The 22,518-nt window shown below is 31.8% G+C and carries 16 protein-coding genes; 4 read left to right on the forward strand and 12 right to left on the reverse strand.

Features of this window, described 5'->3' with window-relative positions; genetic code table 11:
• Window positions 1-190 precede the first annotated feature (190 nt).
• Window positions 191-1,681: an aminotransferase class I/II-fold pyridoxal phosphate-dependent enzyme gene (locus tag ACREV6_RS20810; RefSeq protein ID WP_431579959.1), complete on the forward strand. Its 1,491-nt coding sequence runs from the start codon at window positions 191-193 to the stop codon at window positions 1,679-1,681.
• Window positions 1,682-1,700: 19 nt separating this feature from the next.
• Here ACREV6_RS20810 and ACREV6_RS20815 read toward each other — a convergent pair whose 3' ends face one another.
• The 9 genes from ACREV6_RS20815 to ACREV6_RS20855 all read right to left on the reverse strand — a co-directional run bounded on the left by ACREV6_RS20815 (window position 1,701) and on the right by ACREV6_RS20855 (window position 14,089).
• The gene (locus ACREV6_RS20815) at window positions 1,701-2,549 is read right to left on the reverse strand and encodes a hypothetical protein (protein WP_431579960.1); all 849 of its coding nucleotides are present in this window, start codon (window positions 2,547-2,549) and stop codon (window positions 1,701-1,703) included.
• 294 nt (window positions 2,550-2,843) lie between these two features.
• On the reverse strand, window positions 2,844-3,422 hold the full coding sequence (locus tag ACREV6_RS20820) for an indolepyruvate oxidoreductase subunit beta (protein WP_431579961.1): 579 nt from the start codon (window positions 3,420-3,422) through the stop codon (window positions 2,844-2,846).
• 2 nt (window positions 3,423-3,424) lie between these two features.
• Window positions 3,425-5,191 (reverse strand): indolepyruvate ferredoxin oxidoreductase subunit alpha, encoded by a 1,767-nt coding sequence (gene iorA, locus ACREV6_RS20825; RefSeq protein WP_431579962.1) that lies wholly within the window; start codon window positions 5,189-5,191, stop codon window positions 3,425-3,427.
• Between the two features lie 79 nt (window positions 5,192-5,270).
• A complete protein-coding gene (locus tag ACREV6_RS20830) occupies window positions 5,271-6,167 on the reverse strand; it encodes a phosphate butyryltransferase (RefSeq protein ID WP_431579963.1) in 897 nt (298 codons plus the stop codon).
• Between the two features lie 51 nt (window positions 6,168-6,218).
• The gene (gene glnA / locus ACREV6_RS20835) at window positions 6,219-7,649 is read right to left on the reverse strand and encodes a type I glutamate--ammonia ligase (RefSeq protein ID WP_431579964.1); all 1,431 of its coding nucleotides are present in this window, start codon (window positions 7,647-7,649) and stop codon (window positions 6,219-6,221) included.
• A 149-nt stretch (window positions 7,650-7,798) separates the two neighbouring features.
• Entirely contained in the window at window positions 7,799-8,812 is a 1,014-nt protein-coding gene (locus ACREV6_RS20840) for an alpha-hydroxy-acid oxidizing protein (protein WP_431579965.1), read from the reverse strand.
• A 14-nt stretch (window positions 8,813-8,826) separates the two neighbouring features.
• Window positions 8,827-9,288, reverse strand: a complete 462-nt coding sequence (locus ACREV6_RS20845) for a 2-thiouracil desulfurase family protein (RefSeq protein ID WP_431579966.1) — start codon at window positions 9,286-9,288, stop codon at window positions 8,827-8,829.
• Window positions 9,289-9,328: 40 nt separating this feature from the next.
• Entirely contained in the window at window positions 9,329-11,692 is a 2,364-nt protein-coding gene (locus tag ACREV6_RS20850) for an endonuclease MutS2 (protein WP_431579967.1), read from the reverse strand.
• Between the two features lie 18 nt (window positions 11,693-11,710).
• Window positions 11,711-14,089: a U32 family peptidase gene (locus tag ACREV6_RS20855; RefSeq protein ID WP_431579968.1), complete on the reverse strand. Its 2,379-nt coding sequence runs from the start codon at window positions 14,087-14,089 to the stop codon at window positions 11,711-11,713.
• Between the two features lie 212 nt (window positions 14,090-14,301).
• Between ACREV6_RS20855 and ACREV6_RS20860 the strand changes: the two genes are divergently transcribed.
• On the forward strand, window positions 14,302-16,296 hold the full coding sequence (locus tag ACREV6_RS20860) for a GTP-binding protein (protein WP_431579969.1): 1,995 nt from the start codon (window positions 14,302-14,304) through the stop codon (window positions 16,294-16,296).
• A 205-nt stretch (window positions 16,297-16,501) separates the two neighbouring features.
• Here the strand turns inward: ACREV6_RS20860 and ACREV6_RS20865 are convergent, their stop codons facing one another.
• Window positions 16,502-17,491 carry a glycosyltransferase family 4 protein gene (locus ACREV6_RS20865; protein ID WP_431579970.1) on the reverse strand — a complete coding sequence of 330 codons (990 nt, stop codon included), beginning with the start codon at window positions 17,489-17,491 and terminating at the stop codon, window positions 16,502-16,504.
• Between the two features lie 242 nt (window positions 17,492-17,733).
• Here ACREV6_RS20865 and ACREV6_RS20870 point away from each other — a divergent pair, with 242 nt between their 5' ends.
• On the forward strand, window positions 17,734-18,093 hold the full coding sequence (locus ACREV6_RS20870) for a hypothetical protein (RefSeq protein ID WP_431579971.1): 360 nt from the start codon (window positions 17,734-17,736) through the stop codon (window positions 18,091-18,093).
• A 64-nt stretch (window positions 18,094-18,157) separates the two neighbouring features.
• On the opposite strand, the gene ACREV6_RS20875 is transcribed toward ACREV6_RS20870, so the two are convergent.
• Entirely contained in the window at window positions 18,158-19,171 is a 1,014-nt protein-coding gene (locus tag ACREV6_RS20875; RefSeq protein ID WP_431579972.1) for a WG repeat-containing protein, read from the reverse strand.
• 420 nt (window positions 19,172-19,591) lie between these two features.
• On the opposite strand from ACREV6_RS20875, the gene ACREV6_RS20880 reads away from it, so the two are divergent.
• Window positions 19,592-21,622: a methyl-accepting chemotaxis protein gene (locus ACREV6_RS20880; protein WP_431579973.1), complete on the forward strand. Its 2,031-nt coding sequence runs from the start codon at window positions 19,592-19,594 to the stop codon at window positions 21,620-21,622.
• Window positions 21,623-21,741: 119 nt separating this feature from the next.
• On the opposite strand, the gene ACREV6_RS20885 is transcribed toward ACREV6_RS20880, so the two are convergent.
• The gene (locus ACREV6_RS20885) at window positions 21,742-22,500 is read right to left on the reverse strand and encodes an exodeoxyribonuclease III (RefSeq protein ID WP_431579974.1); all 759 of its coding nucleotides are present in this window, start codon (window positions 22,498-22,500) and stop codon (window positions 21,742-21,744) included.
• Window positions 22,501-22,518: the final 18 nt, after the last annotated feature.

Genomic DNA, 22,518 nt, shown 5'->3' on the forward strand with positions numbered 1-22,518 from the left:
GCATTTGTTTTTTTAAAAATTATTATTGCATTTGCATATTTTATACCTTATAATTATTAATTGTTTGAATGAATATATTATAAAAAATAATTTTAAATATTTTAAACATAAAAACAAATAGAATAATATGCTTACTCCACATTTATTTGAATGTACCTTAGTATAAATTCTTTTGAAAGGGGTGTATAAATTGTATAGATTAAATCAAAATGAAACTCCATTATTTGATGCTCTAATGGAATATGTTAACAGAGATACCTTGCCACTACACGTACCTGGCCATAAAAAAGGAATAGGCGCTGATGAACAATTTAGAAATTTTATGGGGGCAAACCCTTTTAAAATTGACGTTACAGTTTTTAAACTTGTTGATTCTTTTCATCACCCAACTGGACCTATTAAAAAAGCTCAAGAATTAGCAGCAGATGCTTATGGAGCTGATGCTTCATTTTTCTCAGTTCATGGTACCTCAGGAGCTATTCAAGCTATGATTATGTCTGTAGTTGGATCTGGCGAAAAAATAATTGTGCCTCGAAATGTTCATAAATCTATAACCGGTGGTATAATACTTGCCGGTGCTGTTCCAGTTTATATGCAACCAGAACTAGATAAAAAAATAGGTGTTGCTCATGGAGTTTCACCTGAGACAGTAGAAGCAACCTTAAAAGAAAACCCTGATGCAAAAGCTGTACTTATAATTAATCCAACATATTATGGAGTTTCCACTGATATTAAGAGCATTGCAGATATAGTTCATGAATACGACATTCCGCTTATTGTTGATGAAGCTCATGGACCTCATCTTACATTTAATGAAAGATTACCTATGTCTGCAATGGAAGCTGGTGCAGATATATGTTGTCAAAGCACTCATAAAATTATAGGCTCATTAACTCAGAGCTCTATGCTACATGTTAACTCAAGGCTTGTTAACCCAGCTAGAGTTAAACAACTAATAAACTTGATGCACACAACTTCACCTTCCTACATACTAATGGCTTCATTAGATTGTGCTAGGCGCCAAATTGCATTGGATGGCAATGAGCTTTTAGAGAAAACTATTGATTTATCTAATTATGTAAGAAGTGAAGTAAACAAAATTCCAGGACTTTATTGTTTTGGAGAAGAGGTTTTAGATGGTTTCGGTGCTTTTGCTATTGACCCAACTAAAATCACGATAACATGTAGAGATTTAGGCATAACAGGTTATGACTTAGATATGATACTTTCTAATAAATATCATATCCAAATGGAATTGTCTGATCTTTATAACATACTCGCAGTTGGTTCCTTTGGTGATACTGAAGAGGGAATGGAGAAATTACTTACAGCTTTAAAAGAAATAAGCAATGAATACTATGGCAAAGGTACAAAAAAATCTGATTTTATTGATATTCCTAGTATTCCAGAGCAAGTTCAAATTCCTCGAGAAGCTTTTAATAGTGTAAATACAGCTGTAGAGATTAAAAAAAGCGTTGGTATGATTAGCGGAGAATTTTTAATGGCTTATCCACCTGGTATTCCAATACTTTGCCCTGGTGAGAGAATAACTCAAGAGATTATAGATTATGTTGAAAAATTAAAAGCAACTGGATTATATGTTCAAGGAACTGAAGATCCAGAAGTTGAATATATAAAAGTGGTTCGCGAAGAAGATGCTGTATATATAACTGTTGAGTAGAAGTAAAAAGAACTCCAAATTAATTGGAGTTCTTTTTACTTCTATTTAATTTTACTCTATAATCAATATTTTCTTTTTCAATAGTGCCTAAATACTTAAAATATTCAGTATCGGACATTTTACTTATGATTTTACAAGTATCAACCAATTTATTAAAATACCCCATCATATAACCTATCTGCATTAAGGGTTGTGCTATTTTATGATTAAATCTAATAGAAATCTGTTTTCTCTTTTTTTCTGCAGTTCTTTTAATATTTGAATAGCATTCACTTGCAGAATCTATTAATTTTATCTTTTGTAGATTTATGCTTAAAGCCTCTCTATATGTTGGTAATAGTTCTTCCATCATATGCGCATTAAAATATTTTTTTTCTGTCTTATACTCTCCTGATTTAACCATAAGTTGTTTTAAAACTTCATTATTTTTTTTTCTAATACTAGGCAATTTAACAACAACTTGTTTTACCTGTTCTGAATCCACAATTCCGTCTGTAGTTAAAAAATCTAAACCGGTCACCACTAACTTATAATCCTTCCTATCTTTTTCAATTATACCATCCTCTTGAAACGCATTAACTATACAGATTCTACTTTCTGTATTGTAAAACACCTCTGAAAAATAAGCTAGTTTTGCTAGTCTTTCTTGTAGTGATTTTTCACTTACGATTTCATTTTTTTCATTAATATAAAGGTACCCCAAATTTTCTTTTCGAAAACTTTTAAATAATTTTTTAGAAAATGTAATTTCTCTGTATAATATATTATTATATTCCAAAGCGTCAAATATCTTAACTACTTCACCTTTCTTTCTATATTGTTTTATGTGCTCTAATATTTCTTTAGATGCTAATGAGTATATTGGCATTTTTCTTCCTCCTTGTAGTCCTCTAGAGCACGAAACAACAAGTAATTGTTTCGCCCCTTGTCGCTCTCCGAAGTACAAAACAATTATTAATTATTTTGCCCCTTGCTACAGCCTTTATTTATATTATATCAAATTTTTAGAAATATCCCACAAAAATATACTATTTTTTGCTTAGTGTGCTATTTTAAATATATATTTACATTATTCACTAAGTTACAATGAAAAATAAGAAATAGGAGCTTTAAACTAAAGCCCCTATTTCTTATTAAAAATTCGCTAAAATTACATAGCTAATTACTGAACATCCATGCCTGCACTAAATGCCTTCTTATTTATTTCTATGGCTTTAGGAGGTACTATCTCACTAATAACTTCTTCCCAGTTTATATTTTCTAATTTAAGTACTTTAATTAAAGCTCCTAGTAAAACTACATTTTGAGCTTTAATATTTCCAAGATCTTTAGCGATTTCAGCTGCATTAATAACTACTATGTTATGGACCACTTCGGTTAATCTTTCGTTTACATTTTCAGGATATTTTTCTTTGCCTATTAAAACTGGTATAGGATATATTTCATAATCATTAACTACCATATAACCATCTTTCTTTAAATAAGGTAAATATCTAGCTGCTTCACTTTTTTCGAAGGATACTATTACATCTACTTTACCTTTTTCTATTAGAGGTGAATAAACCTTCTTTCCAAATCTTACTTGTGTCGTAACACTTCCACCTCTTTGAGCCATGCCGTGAACTTCTGACATTTTTACATCATATCCACTTTTCAAAAGTCCTTCTGTCAAAATTTTAGATGCTAAAATAGTTCCTTGCCCACCTACACCTACAAATAATACATTTTTATTTTCGCACATAGTTATTCACCAACCTTTTCTATAGCTTTAAATGGGCATACTTGCAAACATATTCCGCAGCCATTACACATGGTAGCGTCTATAGTTACAACTCCATTTTGGAATTTTATTGCCGGACAGCCTACTTTTAAGCAAGCCTTACACTTTTTACATTTCTCTTGATTAATAATACACTTAATTCCTGTTCTAGCTTTAAGTACATCCTTAATTAATGCACAAGGTTGTTTTGTAATGATTACAAAAGGCTCTGTGCTATCATGTGCTTCTTTCACTGCACTCTTAGTCTCATCTAGTTTATATGGATCTACTACTCTTATATTTTCTGCTTTAATACCACAGGCAAGAACTAACTGCTCAATATCAATCATAGGTGCAGGAGTTCCTTGAAGAGTTTTTCCTGTACCAGGATTTTCTTGATGTCCTGTCATTCCAGTAATTCTATTATCTAGTATACAAGTAACTATCGGCGTATTATTATATACTGCATTTATAAGCCCTGTTACTCCTGAATGGAAGAACGTCGAGTCTCCAATAAAAGCAAAAACTTTTTTATCATCTCTACAGGCAACCATATTGGCTCTTTCAATTCCTGTACCTGCTGAAATTGAAGCTCCCATACATATAACTGTATCTGTTACACTAAGAGGTGCTACCATACCTAATGTATAGCATCCTATATCACCAGATGATATTATATCTTTATATTTAGATACTTCATAGAAAATTCCTCTATGTGGGCAACCTGGGCATAATACTGGTGGTCTTGATGGGGCTTGTACATCCGTTGTATAAGTAAGGTCATTAACTTCACCTAAAACAGCTTTTCTTATTATGTCAGGGTTTAATTCATCACAAATAGGAATTATTTCTTTTCCTGTACACTTGATTCCCATTGCCTTTATTTCAGTTTCCAAATATGGGTCATTCTCTTCTATTATATAAAGTTTTTCAACTTTAGCTGCAAATTCTTTAATCATTTCATCAGGAAGAGGATAACTCATTCCTATTTTTAAATATGAAGCATTATCGCCTAAAACTTCTTTAGCATATTGATAAGAAATACCGCTTGTAATTATTCCTATTTTATTATTACCCATTTCTATTCTATTCAAAGTCGAAGTATTAGAATATTGTCTTAATGCTTGTAATCTTTCTTCTACTTCATAATGCTTAGCTTTTGAATTTGCTGGCGTCATAATGTACTTCTTAATATTCTTTTCGTAGGGTTTAACTTCTACTGATTTTTTCTCTCCAAGCTCTAGTGCAGATTTAGAGTGACATACTCTTGTAGTAACTCTAAATAAGACAAGAGTATCGTATTTTTCACTAATCTCATAAGCTGCTTTCATATAGTCTAAGCATTCTTGTGAATCAGATGGTTCTACCATGGCTACTTTAGCATGTGGTGCATAGTATCTATTATCTTGCTCATTTTGTGACGAATGCATTCCAGGGTCATCTGCTGTAACCACAACAAATCCTCCATTAACGCCTTCATAAGCCATTGTAAATAAAGGGTCAGCAGCTACATTTAGTCCTACATGCTTCATAGTAGTTAGTGCTCTTGCTCCCCCAATAGATGCGCCGGATGCAACTTCGAATGCTACTTTTTCATTAGGTGCCCATTCTGCATAAACGCCTTCATATTTCGCAAGATTTTCAAGTATTTCTGTACTAGGTGTTCCTGGGTAAGCTGAAGCTATATGGCATCCAGCCTCATAAGCACCTCTTGCAATAGCCTCATTCCCTGACATTATTATTTTTTTCATATATTTTTTCCTCCTTGTATTCCTCATGGGCACTCAACAATTATCAATTGTTGAGCTCCCTCTAATAGCTTTTTAATTTTTAAACTACCACTGCTCCAAGAGCTATAGCATATAATTTCGATTTTGCACTATCAGCCCTGGAAACCAATACTACTGGACATTTTGCTCCTACTATAATTCCCGCGCTTTCAGCTTTTGCAAAGTAGGTAAGAGACTTACCTAAAAAGTTTCCAGCCTCTATATTAGGTACAAGTAAAATATCACTATCACCAGCTACATCGCTAATAATACCCTTATGCTCTGCCGCCTCCTTTGAGATTGCGTTATCTAGCCCCAAAGGACCATCTATTAAACAACCTTTTATTTGTCCCCTTTTATTCATTAATGATAGTGCTGCAGCATCTAGTGTTGCCTGCATTGAAGGGTTAATAACTTCCACAGCGCAAATAGGAGCAACTTTTGGAATATCTATTTGCAAGGCATGTGCTACTACTACTGCATTATTAATTATTTCAATTTTTTCTTTAAGTTCAGGGCAGGTAACCATACCTCCATCAGTTAAAAACAATAATTTGTGGTAAGTAGGTACATCATAAACCATAACATGTGATAAAAGTCCTTTACCTCTTAAGTTGGCTTCTTTGTTTAACACTGCTTTTAATAAATCAGAAGTACCAAGCATCCCTTTCATAATGAAATGAGCCTCGCCCCTGGATACAAGTTCTACAGCTCTTGCTGCAGCTTTTATTATGTTTTTCTCATTTACAATTCTAATACCTTCAAGATTTAAATTTTCAGAAGATGCAATTTCCACTATTTTATCTTCATCACCAACTAATATGGCATCAACAATTTGTAATTTAACTGCTTCTACCACAGCCTTTAAAACTATGCTATCTTGTGCTACAGCTACTGATAATATTTTTTTTTCTTTACCTATAGCAAGTTCTATTAACTCATCAAGTCTTTTAATCATGATCTAGCCCCTTTCTCTTAACCTACGTAATACTATTTAAATACTTAAAAATTATAAATCATAGTACAATTGGAATTCTATTGGTGATGGAACTGGAATTACCTTTTTTATTTCCTTTTCATATTTAAACTTAATCCAGGTATTAATAAAATGTTCATCAAATACGTTGCCTTTTAATAAGAAGCTAGAATCACTTTTAAGTGCTTCAAGAGCTTCATCTAAAGATCTTGGTAAGGTCTCAATTTTATTTCTTTCTTCCTCGGGCAAATCAAAAACGTTTACATCATATGGTCCAAAACCTTCAACTGTGGGGTTAATTTTATTTTCAATACCGTCAATACCAGCCATAAGTAGTGCAGAATATGCTAAGTATGGATTTGCTGTAGCATCTGATGGTCTAAATTCAAATCTTCTAGCTTCTGGATCTTTAATATATCCCGGAATTCTTATTACTGCACTTCTATTTCCTGTAGCAAAACAAATTGACACTGGTGCTTCAAAACCCGGTACTAATCTTTTATAAGAATTAGTTGAGGGATTGGTAAATGCAAGTAACGCCTTAGAATGCTTTAATATTCCACCAATGAAATATAGAGCAGTTTCACTCATTTGAGAGTATCCATTTTCATCAAAGAAAAGGTTTTTTCCATTTTTTCTTAAAAGCATATGAACGTGCATTCCACTTCCTGCTTCTCCAAATAATGGTTTAGGCATAAAAGTAGCTGTTTTTCCGTGGGCAACTGCTTCATTTTTAATTAGGTACTTTGCCATCATTGTAGCATCAGCCATTTTAGTCATTTGACCGAGTTCTACCTCTACTTCAAGTTGGCCAGCGGATCCTACCTCATGATGATGATATTTAACGTCTATGCCCATCTCTTCGAGTTTCAAACAAATTTCACTTCTTAGATCATTATTAAGATCATAAGGTAAGCCTAAATGATAACTTTTTTGGAAAGGTGCTTTATATCCAAAATTTTCTTCTTTGTTATTGGTATTCCATGGTGCTTGCTTAGAATCTATGAAAACCTCTTGATGATGGCTTGTAACTTCATAATTTATGTGGTCAAATATGTAAAACTCAAATTCAGGTCCTATTGCATATTCATCAGCTATTCCCAATTCTCTCATATATTTTTCTGCTTTTTCAGCTATAAACCTTGGATCACCAGAAAACCTTCCTTCATTTTTGCCAAGAGTGTACATATTTGCAATCATACTTAAAGTTGGTATCTTGCAATATGGATCAACAAAAGCTGTGGTCATATCAGGAAGAAATCTCATATCTGAATCCTCTATAGTTGAATATCCATAACTGGAGCCATCAAACCCTATTCCTTCAGAAAAAGTCTTTTCAGATAGCCTCTCAACAGGTATAGTTAAATGATTCCATCGCCCCGGTAACGTTACTACTTTAAAATCTATAAATTTAATGTTATTTTGTTTTATAAACTCTTGTACTTGACTAATATTATTAAACATTTATAAAAACCCCCTGCATCTTTATAGAAAAATTTTAAATATTCATAATTTTAGTATAATACATGATTTTTTTTTGTCAATTCAATCTGCTAAAGGATATAGAATAATTCAAAAAAAGTCACAATATTTCAGTGACTTTCCCTTAAAATTTAATATAAAATTCTTTTACTAATATTTTTTATAGATTTACACCCTGTAAGCACCATTGCTGATTTTAATTCACTTTTCAAAAAATCAATGTAAGATTCTACACCCTCTGCCTTACCTCCAAAGGATGCTACTACAAAAGGCCTACCAATAAGTACTGCGTCTGCACCTAGTGCGAGCATTTTAAGTATATCTGCACCACTACGAACTCCACCATCAGCTAAAATGATTACTTTTCCCTTAACTGCTTTTGCTATTCCCTTAAGAACATCTGCAACACCCGGAGTTTGGTCTAATACTCTTCCTCCATGGTTTGACACTACAATTGCAGCTACCCCAGCTTCTACTGCAAGTTCTGCCTCATCTACCGTCATTATCCCCTTAAGAATAAATGGAAGTTTCGTTGATTCAACAATTTCTCTAATTTCTTCTACAGTTTTAGGCATAACCGGTTTGCCAGCAAGGGCCAAGGTAATAAGGCCACAGGCATCTATGTCCATTCCTATAGCGAATGCACCTGCTTTTTCTGCTAATTTTATTTTTTCTATAACATTTGCATTTTCCCAAGGCTTTATTATTGCAATGCCATTTCCACCCAGTTTTTCTAATTGTTCAAGATTAGTTGTGAGAAAAGAATCTACAGCAGTATCTCCTACCATTGGGAAAATCCCTCCTGAGAGACATCCACGAATAACCCAAGAAATATAATCTTCTTCACTAAATTTACCACCCATATTTAAGGTAGTTCCGGATACGGGAGCAGCAAACACAGGCATATCCATTTTTCTACCAAACAATTCTGTTGATGTATCAGGATTTTTAGCATCATGTATAGTTCTCATATTAAGTTTATAAGCTTTAAGTGATTCTATATTAATTTTAAAAGCATCTCCAGTTCCTTTGCCACCCATTCCAGGTACCTCTCCAGCACAAGCAACTCCGTTACATATAGGACAAACTCTACAGCTCTTATTTAAATTACCTTTAGCTTCTTTTAAAACATCTTTATAATTCATGTTTTATTTCCCCCTTAGTCAAATTTGACTTCATCTAAATTTTCTTCTGTATAAATTTTTATGCCTTCGGATAATAATAACTCCGCAGTAACTCCATTACCAGATCTTTTAGTCCTACTAAAAGTTCCATCGTATATTTGCGATACTCCACAAGAAGGACTTCCTGCTTTTAAAATAGCAATACTAGCAGAAGCTTCTACTGCTATTTTTAGTGTTTCATAAGCACCTTTTATAAACTCTGCAGTTACATCATCATCTTCTGAACCAAGAATTCTTGCTTTGCCCATTAACACATCGCATCCATTGCCATTTACAATTTCAGAAGGAGCCCTAGGAGTTTGCATACCCCCTAGTTGTTCCGGGCAAACAGGTATTGCCTTTCCTTCTTGCATAAGTTTAAGCACCCTCGCATCTAAATTATTGCCGCCATTGTACTTACAATTAATACCACATAAACAAGCGCTTACAATAATCATAGCCTCCTCCTCCTTTATTTCCCTGCAAATTAAGATCCACCTATTTAAGTTCTACTACAGTAACTCCGCTACCACCTTCACCATAATTTCCGAGTCTATAAGCTTTAGCATGACCATGCCTCTTTAGCATATCTGTAATAGTGTTTCTTAGAACTCCTGTTCCTTTGCCATGAATAATGGTAATTTCTTTAAGTCCTCCTAAATAAGCATCATCTAAATACTTATCAACAGTATATATAGCTTCCTGCGCATCCATTCCTCTTAAATCTACGGAGGTGGATACACTTCTTAAATTTAGCTTAAGCTCTCTCTTATTTATCTTCGCTTTTTTCTTTTCTTCCTGCGTAACCTTTGACTTGCGCAGATCATCTACTTTAACATTTATCTTCATAATACCTGCTTGAACTTGTACTTCACCGCGGCTATCAGGTTTTGAAATTACAATAACCTTCTGATCAAGAGATGGTAAATATACCTCTTGACCTTCTTTTACAGTTTTTAGCTTTTCTCCTAGATCCTCATTGTTTTTTTGTACATGCTTATCTAAGCTTTCAAGCTTACCTTTGATTTTCATTCTTTCCTCTTCAAGCATTTGTCTTGCTTCAGATGGGAATCCCAGTTTTTCTAGTTCTCGCATATTTTTAAGAATAACATCAGATTCTTCCTTAGCATTTCTTACCAGCATTTTTGCTTCTCTTTGAGCTTCATACATTGCATTTTCTCTAATGTTTTCAAGTTTATATAATTTTTCCTGATATTTATCTTTTAACTTGCTAGCCTCTAGTTTCAAAACCTCTGCCATCCTAGCATCTTTTTCTGCCTTTATGCTCTTTTCTTGAAGACTTTGAACTAATTCTTCAAATTCTAAGGTTTCACTGGAAATGTTTTCTCTAGCATCTTTAATAATATAATCAGGAAGGCCTAGCCTCTTAGAAATCTCAAAAGCATTGGATTTACCTGGCACTCCAATTATAAGCCTGTAAGTAGGACTTAGTGTGTCCACATTAAATTCTACAGAAGCATTTTCTACTCCTGTGGTTTTTAATGCATATCCTTTTAATTCACTATAATGTGTAGTTGCCACTACTTTTGTCCCTCTTGCTCTTAAATTTTCTAGAATTGATACAGCAAGCGCTGCTCCCTCTGTGGGATCTGTTCCAGCACCTAATTCATCAAATAGAGCCAAGGTTTTTTTATCTGCTTTTTCAATTATATTTACTATATTTGTCATATGAGAAGAGAAAGTAGATAAGCTTTGTTCTATGCTTTGTTCATCACCTATATCTGCAAAAATTTCATTGAAAAAACTTACCATAGAACCATCTCTAGCTGGAATTAAAATCCCACTCATAGCCATTAACTGGATTAAGCCTACAGTTTTTAAAGTTACTGTTTTGCCACCAGTATTGGGTCCTGTTATTACTAGTGAGGTAAATCCTCTTCCTAAGTATATATTACTTGGCACTACTACCTTAGAGTCTATCAAAGGGTGCCTGGCCTCAATTATATCTATTACTCCCTCATCATTAACACTGGGGATAATGGCATTAATTTCTATTGCGTATCTTGCTTTAGCAAAAATAAAATCTAATTCCCATACTATATTTGCATTACTTGAAACAATATTTATATTTTCATATATTTTATAGGATAGTTCAGCTAAAATTCTTTCAACCTCAGCTTTTTCCTTTAGCATTATTTCTTTGATCTCATTGTTTAAATTCACCAAACTCATTGGCTCAATGAATAATGTAGCTCCAGAGGAACTCTGATCATGGACAATACCCGGAACACTGCCTTTATGTTCTATTTTAACGGGAATTACATATCTATCCCCTCTTATAGTATAAAGACTTTCTTGAAGATATTTTGCATTAGATCTAACTAATGAATTTACCTTTTCCTTTACGGAAGAATTTTTTTCTTTTAGTGATTTTCTTAAATTAAAAAGTAAACTACTAGCTCTATCAGAAATTTCATCGTCACTTATTATGGCTATAAAAATTTCATCTTCTAGTTTTTTTATTGGTACAATCCCTATACATATATCTTCTAAAACTCTAGAGGTTTCGCCTCCTTTGCTTCCAACATAATTTTGAAATAATCTAGCACACCTAAGCATTTGAGCTATTCGAAGGAGTTGTGTGGGCATGAGAGCCGCACCTTTAGATGCTCTACTTATGGCATCTCGAACGTCATATATCCCTTCAAAAGGTGCACTTCCTTTTTTTGATAGGAGTAATAGCGCCTCATTGGTCTCCTGCAAGTGTTCGCGTACTTCATACATATTCGTGTAAGGTTCTAATTTTTCTATAATATCCTTGCCAGCTGTAGTATGAGTATATCCTTTGATTTTGTCTTTAATTTTATAATATTCTAAAACTTTTAATGATTTAGTATTCATAGTTTCACCGTCTTTCCTTTATTCTACGCCTCTTTTATAGTGGCCCCTAGTATAATTTTTAAATTCTGCGCTCCAAGTTCTTTTAATATAATTCCTAAGTACCTCAAGAGTTTCTTCATAATTTTCATGAATAAAATCTAATCTAAAGCAAGCAATATTGTTTTTAGTGATTTCTGTCATATTAGAAATCAAATTCACTGGCACATTATTGTAAATATAGCTTCTACAATATTTATCAGTATTAATTCTAAACTCTTCATTCATTCTATCCTTAAGTGTATAACATCCACTAGTACATTTTTCACTGCAAGTTTTATCATCAGTTTTGTTACCAAAAACACTTCCTATAGCACAATATTCACTAACCATAAGTTCATATTTGCCGTAAACCATAATTTGCAGTGGCAATGAACTTTTAGCTGCGATTTCTTTAATTTCCTTTTGGTTAAGCTCAGCACTAATGCAAGTTCCCGTAAGGAAATCCTTGTAAAAATCTCCTGCGTAACTATTAAAAACATTTAATTTATAATCTCCAATTATACTGATTTTCTTGCTAAATCTATTAATTATCCCTAAATTAGCTGTAATAATACCTTTTATGTTACTTAAGTTATTTTCAATAAACTCACAAACACTTTCAAATTCACCCCTGATAATATTGGGCACCTTCATATAAATATTTACATCATACCTATTAAAACTAACATTACACTCTCTCATAAAAGGGTTTATAGCGATGTTATCAAAACCCATTTCTATTACTGCTCTTAGCTGCTGCTCATTACTTACATATATAAGTGTCTCTGGTATAGTGCTAACCTTATTATCTGGAGCTTCTATAAAATTATTTTCTACTTGTAAACTTTTTTTCTTATTGTAATTAATTTGTTTACCGCTATTTTCTCTTTTATACTTTTCTGTTATATAATTTTGAATACTCTCTGTTAGTTCTCGCCTTACTGAATTTAATGCAGCCATTGGCAAGAATCCGTCTTCAAAACTCTCAAAATTCACTTCATTTATTTTAAAAGGAGTATCTCCTGTTTTAGACAGATTTTTAATAATACGCTCACTATCTAATGGTTTGTTTAGAGCCGCTTGAACATTTTCTCCGAAAACATTGAAATTCTTTCCCATGTAAATAGTACTTATTCGTAGTGGTTTATTTACACTAAAGTCTATTAAGAGATTTAATTCTATTTTTCTCTTAAATACATCACTATAGCTTTTTGAAAGCTCATTCATGAGTTCCACATCAGAAATCTTATATAAAATGTCCCCAGCTTTATATTTAGTTGGTTTTAATAAAACCCTATCCCCCATTACTGCACTTTGAACTTCCATTCCATTCACAATAATTTTTGATATGGCAAATCCATCCTCATTAAACATTACGCCATCCTTTAAAGCAACCTTTTCTAAAAGAGTTACTGACAAATCAGAAGCAACTTTTCCTATTTTAATTCCAGAATTCTTAGGAACCTTATATGCCATCATATCTTTTCCACTATTACCATATAGATAAGCCTTTGAAAAACCTTCTCTATTAAATAATTGTGTTAAAATTTTAGTATCATTATCTAGCTTTTGTATTTTATTGTTATAAATATTGTCCAGACCACGTCTATATATCTCCACCACGCCTGCAACATATTCTGGCTTTTTCATTCTTCCTTCAATTTTTAGCGAAGAAGTACCTGTTCTTACTATGTCTTTTAAGTTATCTAAAGTACAAGTATCTTTAGGGCTTAAAATATATGCCTTATGCTCCCTGTTAGTCTTTTTATCTATTAGTGTATAAGGTAACCTACAGGGCTGTGCACACCTACCTCTATTTCCACTTCTACCGCCTATAATACTGCTCATAAGGCACTGCCCTGAATAACATATACATAGTGCTCCATGAACAAAAACTTCTGTTTCCACTTTTAAAGTATTAGATATGAAATCTATTTCACTTAAACTAAGCTCTCTTGACAAAACTATCCTTTTAAACCCCAAGTTTTTTAAAAACAAAGCACCTTCACCATTATGAATCGTCATTTGTGTAGATGCATGAAGTTCAAAATCCGGAAAATTATTTCTTATTAAATATATGAGTCCCGTATCTTGAACTATAAGTGCGTCTACTCCCACACTATATAAAAATCCTACATACTCCATAATTTCTTTAAGTTCATTATCTTTTACTAAAGTGTTTACAGTAACATATACGCGAACTCCATATATGTGGCAATAATCTACCGCACGAGTAATATTCTCATTGTCAAAATTAAAAGCAAAGGCTCTTGCTGAGAACTTACTTCCTCCTATATAAACTGCATCTGCGCCCATTTGCACTGCTGCAATTACGCTTTCCATACTTCCAGCAGGGGCTAGTAATTCAATTTTATTCATTTGCATCTCTCCTAATAAGTGTACTATCTCTTATTATACAGTAAAACTTGTAATAAATTAAGAGATTAAAAGATTTTATATTGATATTACTCATATTTTATACCCATAGACACAATAAAAATAATGGAATATAATAAAAATGGACTAGCTGACTTCCAATTTATTGTTTTGAAGATGATTAGCCTAAAAAATTTGCTAATGGAGATATGAATATGACAGTAAAGAATAATATTAGAAACATTGGAATAGTTGCCCATGTAGATGCTGGAAAAACAACTTTAACTGAACAACTACTTTATCAAAGTGGTTCTAGCAGAATTTTAGGCAGTGTAGATAAAGGCACAACCCATACCGATTCTTTAGATATGGAAAAACAAAGAGGTATTTCAGTAAAGGCTGCTGAAATTGATCTCACTTATAAAGAAACAAATATTCACGTTATAGATACTCCTGGGCATATTGATTTCAGTTCTGAAGTAGAAAGAAGTATAGGTGTTTTAGATGGAGCTATAGTTGTATTGTCCTGCGTTGAAGGAGTACAACCACAAACAGAGGTATACTTTAATGCTTTAAAGGAGTCAAATACTCCTTCAATATTTTTTATAAACAAACTTGATCGCATTGGAGCCTCTCCCTATAAAGCTATTATAGATATGAAAAAGCTTCTTACAAATAATCTTGTACCCATGCAACTCGTCTATGAAAAAAATAATGAGTTTATTGTATGCAATGTATTTGATGAGACAAACTGCGAAAAAAGTATATTAGAAATAAAAAATGAATCCTACACCCAATTACTTGAGGATATAATAGATACATTAGGCAATTATAATGTAGAAATTTTAAATCAATTTTTTGAAGGTACTTTAACCCTGGGAAATATAAAAGATGAAATAATTGCGCAATCTAATATAGGTATCATCTACCCTGTGTTTTATGGCGCCGCGCTAAAAGGTGAAGGAACACTGGAACTTCTTGATGCCATAATAGATTACATTCCTGGTCCAGATGATTTAGATAATTGTGAGCTTTCTGCACTAGTATATAAAATTTCCCATAATAAAACCTTAGGTAAAATAGCTCATATAAAAATTTTTAGTGGATCAATATCAACTAGAGATGATATTTTAAATGTAACTACAGGCAAAAATGAAAAGATTACTATGATAAAAAAAGTAATTAATCAAAAACCAATTGATGTAAAATCTGCAAGCAGCAGTGATTTGGTAATGGTGAGTGGGTTAAATTGCAGCACCTACGATGTACTCGGAAGCAAGACTCATATTCCTAGTCTCCAAACAATTACAACTCCACTTCTAACCTTAAGAATTTATTCGAAAATTCAAGAAGATTATATAGCTTTAGTTGAAGCTTTAACACTCTTACAAGAGGAAGATCCACTTCTTAACATGCAATGGATAAAAGAAAAGAAAGAAATTCACCTTCGAATAATGGGTAAAATTCAAATTGAATATATCGAAGCTATTTTAATGGAAAGATTTAATCTGCAAGTTACCTTTGGTCCACCCTCTGTCATTTACAAAGAAACTCCTCTATCAAGTGGATATGGTGAATCACGTTATACTATGCCTAAACCCTGCTGGGCAGTAGTTGAATTTTTAATTGAGCCACTACCAATGGGAACTGGAATCGTCTATGAATCTAAGGTAAGAACTGAAAAAGTAAAGATAAAGTATCAAAGAGAAATCGAAGATAATCTAGATAGAATCTTAAGCCAAGGTATTTACGGCTGGCCAGTGACAGATTTAAAGATAACCTTTACCTGCGGTGAGGACCATGTGATGCATTCACGTTCAGGTGACTTTGCTACTTCTACGGCTATGGGCATTATGAGAGGTCTAAATGAAATAGGAACTACGCTACTTGAACCTATAATTAAGTTTAGGATTACAGTGCCTGAGAATGTAGGAGGAAGAATTTTAAATGATATTATAAAAATGCGTGGAAGCTTTGAGTCACCCTTTATACACAACGGCACTTTTACAATAGAAGGAAAAATGCCTGTATCCACCTCACTTGAATATCCTGGGGACCTGGGGAAAATTTCTTCTGGGAAAGCAGTAATGACAACTGGATTTGCAGGTTATGAGCCTTGCTCCTTAGAACTAGGAGAGGTAAGAGAAAGAATTGGTGTTAATCCTTTAGATAGAGCTAAATATATACTTTATGTACGGAATGCATTGTAAAAAAGAATCGTCCAATGATATTGGGCTGATTCTTTAAATTCTTTCTAAGTAATAAAAATTCCACTAAGCTCTAAGATAGAAATTTCAATGATTGAATTATTTATAGTAGTTAAACATTTTTAATCCTAGATAATTTTTCTTATATTATACTTGACCTTAAAGCATAATATAAGAAAAATCTCTTAACTTATAATATGAGATCACTTTAATGAAGGATTTCTAAATAGGTTTTATAAAATTCATCTGTTGATTTCTCCCAAGTATAATTTTCATTAACATAATTTTTTAGTTTACTACTCTTACGTTTTTCAAATCCACTCTTTACTGCAGTTAAGATGCTCTTATTATCATAGGGATCACAATACAGAGCCATATCTTTAAAATATTCACTTGCACAACCTTCCTCCGTTGAAACTATATTGCAGCCACTTGCTGCAGCCTCAAGTGAGGATAAGCCAGGCATTTCTACAAAACTTGGGTTTACGTGTACTTTTGCAAATCTATAGGCATTGTATACATTATAACTATCCATAAACCCTAAGTATATTACGTTTTTAAAATTGGTACATTTTTCAAGATACTCATTGTCATTTCCACTTCCTATTAAAACTAACTGCTTATCTAATTGGTCACATATGCTACATAGTGAAAGTTGATTTTTACTTTCACAAATTCTTCCCACACATAATACATAATTATTTAAATTATATCTCTCAGTAAAATTATATAGTGGTATATCCTCATTTTCTACTTCTACACCATTGTATATAACTCTATACTCTGTATTAACATTAAATTCACTCTTTATAAGAGACTTTTCTAAATCGCTATTGCAAAAAATAACCTTACTCTTTTTTAAAATTTCCTTTTTATAACTATTACACCTTTCATATAGTTTAATACTTTCAATTTTATTATTTATCATATTATATTTTTTCATATCCAAATGCATTGGAGATATAACTAAATTTTTTTTGTAAAAATGTGCAATCTTAAAGTATCTATATGTTTCTCCTGTAGTAGCAATATTAAATAAATGTACTATATCATAATCAGAATAGTCGTATATGCCACCATTATTTATATCTACGGTTACCCCTAATTTACGTAGGTTTTGAGCTGTCTTAATTACTTGCATAGAATCTCCTGCAAAATTTTTGTAATAATCTTGTCTAACACACAATAAAACTTTCATAGTACAAATCCCCCTATAGTTTGCTACTTTTACCATATAACTATGCTAGCTTACGTTTATTTATAACATTTCACTAAACATAATCTAATATTAACTTTTATTTATATACTATTAATTTATATTGTAAAAGTTTCTATATACTTATGTGAAATCATTATTAAATTTATAATTTCATGTATATCTACATGTGCTCACAGCATATTTTATATTATAGTTATTAAGTTATCCTATAAGGAGGTTGTATGATTAGTAATATTGAAGAGATATCCTTATTGAAAGCTAAAATGATAGATTATGAAAGAGAAATTATTCAAAATCATAAAACATTCGAAGAGAACAAATCTGAAATAGCTTTACTCAAAATTAAAAATGCTGAAAAAAATAAAGTCATAAACTCATTTGAAAATAAAATAGATGAGCTAAATATTATTAACAAAAATTATGAAGATCAAATTTCCATGCAAAGTAAAAAGATTATAATTTATCTAGAAAGAATTCAGAATTTGCAGAATAGTATAAGAACTTTAGATGAAAATCTAATAAATGCTACTAAAAGTGCTGTCCCTTCATTATTAAAACGCATTTTTAAAAGTAACAGCTAAGGCATCTAAAAATAACTAGTAAATATACTTGTTATTTTTTAGATGCCTTATACTTTAACTTAGTTTAAGATTGCATTTTCCAAACATATTCCCCTACTTTATTAATATATCCAATTTTTTTACCTATTTCAACTCTTGCAATGCCACAAATAAATTCATAGGCTTCTTCAAAACTTGGCTGTATAACTATTTTACCTGTGCAATCTATGTACCCCCACTTTTCTCCTATTTGAGCAGCCATTAAACCTTCACTCATAATATCTATGTCTTCAAAGCTAGCAGGTATTATAATACTGCCATTTTTATCAATGCAACCATATTTTTCATTTTCACAAATTGTAGCTAGACCATTATAAAATCTATCTGTCCATTGAAAGTCAGGTTTTATGATAAGCTCTCCCGCGCAATCTATAAAACCGTATTTTCCTCTAATTTCAACTGGTGCCAGACTCTCATTGAACTCTCCGCAAACATTATATTTAAGTGGTATAATCACATCTCCATTATTGTTTATATATCCATACTTTCCTTTAGCACAAACAGGTGCTATGCCATCATTAAATTGATAGGCATAATCATAAATTGCATCAATTATAACTTTGCCTTCTTTATTTATATAAGCTATTTTACCGCCAATTTGCACCGCTGCCAACCCTTCACTAAAATCGTCAGCATCTAAAAAGCTCATAGGAATTACTTCCTTACCATGACTATCTATATATCCCCACATATATCCACTTTTTACTGCTGCTCTTCCCTCCATAAAGAAATTAGCTTCTTCATATTTAGGCTTCACAATAATTTTTCCACTTAAATCAATATAACCCTTCTTGCCATCTAATTTTATTGCTGCAAAGCCTTCACTAAACTGCTGAACTTCATCATACACAGGTTCTATTACAAACTCTCCAACCTTATTAATAAAACCATACTTTTCATGGCATGCAACTATTGCTAGGTCACCTTCAAACTCCTCTGAATAATCGAATTTGATTTCTATAACTATATTGCCTTCATTATCTATATACCCATATTTCTTTTTTGATTTCACAGGATATAAATTTTTATCATTATTCATAACTTTAACTTCCTTTCAAATAAATAACCTCAGCCCACAAACTTATAAGCTCGATACATATAATATTATTATACACTGAAATGTCATAAATTTACCCTATAATTTTTCCTTGTTTTTAAATATATTAATTTATTCAATATATTTGTCAACTATTGTAAATGTATATCTACTATACCGTATTAATTTGTTAAAATTTGCGTAAAAATGGTTATTTTTCTTGTGTTTTATAATATTTTATATTATATTGTTATAGTATTACATAAACATAGTAATCATATTATATAGAATTAATTTATCTTTTGTAGGAAACTATCATGTTTTTAACTTTTTAAATTATATACTATTTTTTATACTTATATACTCTATGTTTAAAAGCATTTCAACTAATAATAAAAAAAACACAAGGGGGACTACTTTATTATGAAAACTAAAACTGAAACAAAATCTAAGCACATGTCTTTAAAAGTGAAAATAGTAATATCTTCGCTTTTAGTACTTTTTACAACTTTACTTATTTTTTGCGCAATTATGGTGTCAATTGTAAAAAACAAGATGGAGCTTCAAATGAAAACCGATGGAGACATAATAGTTAAACAAATTCAGCAAAGACTTATATCCAATGCAAATATTTCAAAAGAACTTGATTCGCTACTAAATGAAAAAATTATTACGTCATCATATCTTATTGGTATTACACCTAATGTTTCAAATGAATATCTTATAAAAATATCTAAAAAATTAAATATTGACGAAATTAATGTATCTGATGCCAATGGAGTTATTATATTCTCTAATATGGCAGACAATCTTAAATACAAATATCCACAAGACAATGTAGTTCAAAAAATATTAAAAAAAGAAAATACTGAGGTTATGGAGAAAATACGCCAAAGTACAAAATCAAAAGAAAATTTTTATAAATATGGTGCTGTCGCTATGGAAAAAGGAGGATTTGTTCAAATCGGAATTAATGCTAATAAAGTTAATGCTATTCTTAATTCTGTAAGTCCACAAGCTCTTATTACTGATTTAGGTAAAGATAAAAATATTGTCTATGGCTTAACTATAGGAACAGATTTAAAAGTAATTACACACACTGAAAAGGATAGAATCGGTAAAACACTAACTGATGAAGGAAGTATCTCTGCTGCTAAAAATGGCAAAGAGCAATCCTCTATTATTATGTATAAAGATGTAGAAAAAGCTTATGATGTATTAGTACCTCTTTCTGAAGATGGCAAACATATAGGTGCTGTAAATATAGGTCTTTCTATGAAAAATGTTGAGTCTGCTATTACTTCTGTATTAACATCTTCTTTTTTAATAACACTGATTTCTTTCTTATTAGGTTCATTAATACTAGTGTTATTAGTATCAAAATTTATTAATCCATTGAAAAATTTAGTAACCCTCGCAAACGGTGTTTCTAAAGGAGATTTAACAAAAGAGATTGAAATAAAATCTAAAGATGAAATAGGCCTTTTAGGCATGAGCTTTAATGAAATGATCGTTAATCTTCGTGGCATGACTACAGAAATCAGTAATATTTCTGAACTATTGTTATCATCTGCTGATCAGCTTTTAAACTCTGGAGAACAAAGTGCTATGGTCTCAAATCAAATTGCTATGGCAGCCCAGGAGTTGGCATCTGGTTCTGAAAAGCAATTTATAGCAACTGAAGATATTTCAAAGAATACTAAAGAAATAGTAAGTAATATGGATACTATTAAAGAAGAAATAACCGGTGTTGTACACACTGCAGATGAAACAAGTTCTCTAGCTACTGATGGACGAAATAAAATGAATGATCTGGTAAATCAAATAGAAGTTATAAAAAGCAAAGTAGATTACTCTGCTGCAACAATACAAACCCTTCAAAAAACTTCTGACGAAATTGGAAATATTGTTGAATTTATAGACACTATTGCTTCTCAAACCAATTTACTAGCACTAAATGCTTCAATTGAGGCTGCAAGGGCAGGAGAGGCTGGTAGAGGTTTCTCTGTGGTTGCTGATGAGGTACGAAAACTAGCCGAGGAAACCATGGAATCCTCTAATAGCATAAAAAAACTTATACAAAACACTCAACAATATGCTAAAACTGCGCTATCTTCGATTGAAGAAGGAAGTGCAGAAACCCAAAAAGGTACAATTAATGTACAAAATGTTGACAATGCACTTACTGGCATTCTTGAAGCATTTGATCTTACTAAAAACAAGTTAAATGTAGTAACAACAAATATATTACATTCAAATGAAATCATTGAAAATCTAGCAATTAATTCAGATAATATAACTAGGGTTTCCGAAGAAAGTTCCGCTGCTACAGAGGAAGTTGCTGCATCTATCGAGGAGCAATCAAGCACTATTGATGAGATGTCCTGCTCAATTAAGCAGTTAAGAGAAATGGCTAAGGACCTTCAAAATAGCATTAAGATTTTCAAAATATAATTTAAAAAGTTAGATTTTTAGAATCTACTAAAGATCATTTTTTTAAAAACCCCTTTAAAATAGAGCATTTGCAGATAAGTCATTTGCAAACTCTAATTCAAAAGGGGTTTTATTTATATCTATAAAATAATGCACACAGGACAATGATCTGATCCAACAACCTCATTTAAAATGTCAGCTTCCTTTATTGTACACAATAAATCCTCAGTTACAAAAAAATAATCAATTCTCCAGCCTACATTTTTTTCTCTAGCCTTAAATCTATAACTCCACCAAGAATATTTTTCTTCTGAATCGTGGAGATATCTAAAAGTATCAACGTACCCATAGGATATAAATTTATCCATCCAAGCTCTCTCTATAGGTAAGAATCCCGAATACTTTTCGTTTGCCTTTGGATTTTTCAAATCAATTGCATTATGTGCAGTATTGTAGTCTCCACAAATAATTAATTTTTTCCCGTTTCCTCTAAGTGCTTCACAATAGTCTAACAGTGCATCATAAAATTCCATTTTATAATTTAATCTAATTTCATCTTTTTGACCATTAGGAAAATATATGTTTAAAAGAGTAAAATCTTCAAACTCAGTTATTACTATTCTACCTTCACTATCAAATCTTTCTATCCCAATGCCATAGCAAACAGATATTGGCTTTTGTTTAGTGTATGTAGCTACACCACTATAACCCTTCTTTTCTGCACAAGAAAAATATGAATAATACCCTTGTATATTTTTAAGCTCATCACTTATTTGATTTTCTTGAATTTTTGTCTCTTGAAGACATAAAACCTCTGGTTGTTCTTTTGTAACCCATTCAATAAATCCTTTATCTTTTATAGCTCTTATTCCGTTTACATTCCATGAATAAATTTTCATAAAAATCCCCGCCTTCAA

It is taken from the genome of Clostridium sp. (assembly GCF_050717515.1).
Classification (GTDB): Bacteria; Bacillota; Clostridia; order Clostridiales; family Clostridiaceae; genus Clostridium_AD.

Coding starts and splice junctions, on each gene's coding strand:
- ACREV6_RS20815 (WP_431579960.1), bottom strand. CDS start 2,549: ATGCCAATATACTCATTAGCATCTAAAGAAATATTAGAGCACATAAAA.
- ACREV6_RS20820 (WP_431579961.1), bottom strand. CDS start 3,422: ATGTGCGAAAATAAAAATGTATTATTTGTAGGTGTAGGTGGGCAAGGA.
- iorA (WP_431579962.1), bottom strand. CDS start 5,191: ATGAAAAAAATAATAATGTCAGGGAATGAGGCTATTGCAAGAGGTGCT.
- ACREV6_RS20830 (WP_431579963.1), bottom strand. CDS start 6,167: ATGATTAAAAGACTTGATGAGTTAATAGAACTTGCTATAGGTAAAGAA.
- glnA (WP_431579964.1), bottom strand. CDS start 7,649: ATGTTTAATAATATTAGTCAAGTACAAGAGTTTATAAAACAAAATAAC.
- ACREV6_RS20840 (WP_431579965.1), bottom strand. CDS start 8,812: ATGAATTATAAAGATGTTTTAAAAGAAGCTAAAGGTAATTTAAATAAG.
- ACREV6_RS20845 (WP_431579966.1), bottom strand. CDS start 9,288: ATGATTATTGTAAGCGCTTGTTTATGTGGTATTAATTGTAAGTACAAT.
- ACREV6_RS20850 (WP_431579967.1), bottom strand. CDS start 11,692: ATGAATACTAAATCATTAAAAGTTTTAGAATATTATAAAATTAAAGAC.
- ACREV6_RS20855 (WP_431579968.1), bottom strand. CDS start 14,089: ATGAATAAAATTGAATTACTAGCCCCTGCTGGAAGTATGGAAAGCGTA.
- ACREV6_RS20860 (WP_431579969.1), top strand. CDS start 14,302: ATGACAGTAAAGAATAATATTAGAAACATTGGAATAGTTGCCCATGTA.
- ACREV6_RS20865 (WP_431579970.1), bottom strand. CDS start 17,491: ATGAAAGTTTTATTGTGTGTTAGACAAGATTATTACAAAAATTTTGCA.
- ACREV6_RS20870 (WP_431579971.1), top strand. CDS start 17,734: ATGATTAGTAATATTGAAGAGATATCCTTATTGAAAGCTAAAATGATA.
- ACREV6_RS20875 (WP_431579972.1), bottom strand. CDS start 19,171: ATGAATAATGATAAAAATTTATATCCTGTGAAATCAAAAAAGAAATAT.
- ACREV6_RS20880 (WP_431579973.1), top strand. CDS start 19,592: ATGAAAACTAAAACTGAAACAAAATCTAAGCACATGTCTTTAAAAGTG.
- ACREV6_RS20885 (WP_431579974.1), bottom strand. CDS start 22,500: ATGAAAATTTATTCATGGAATGTAAACGGAATAAGAGCTATAAAAGAT.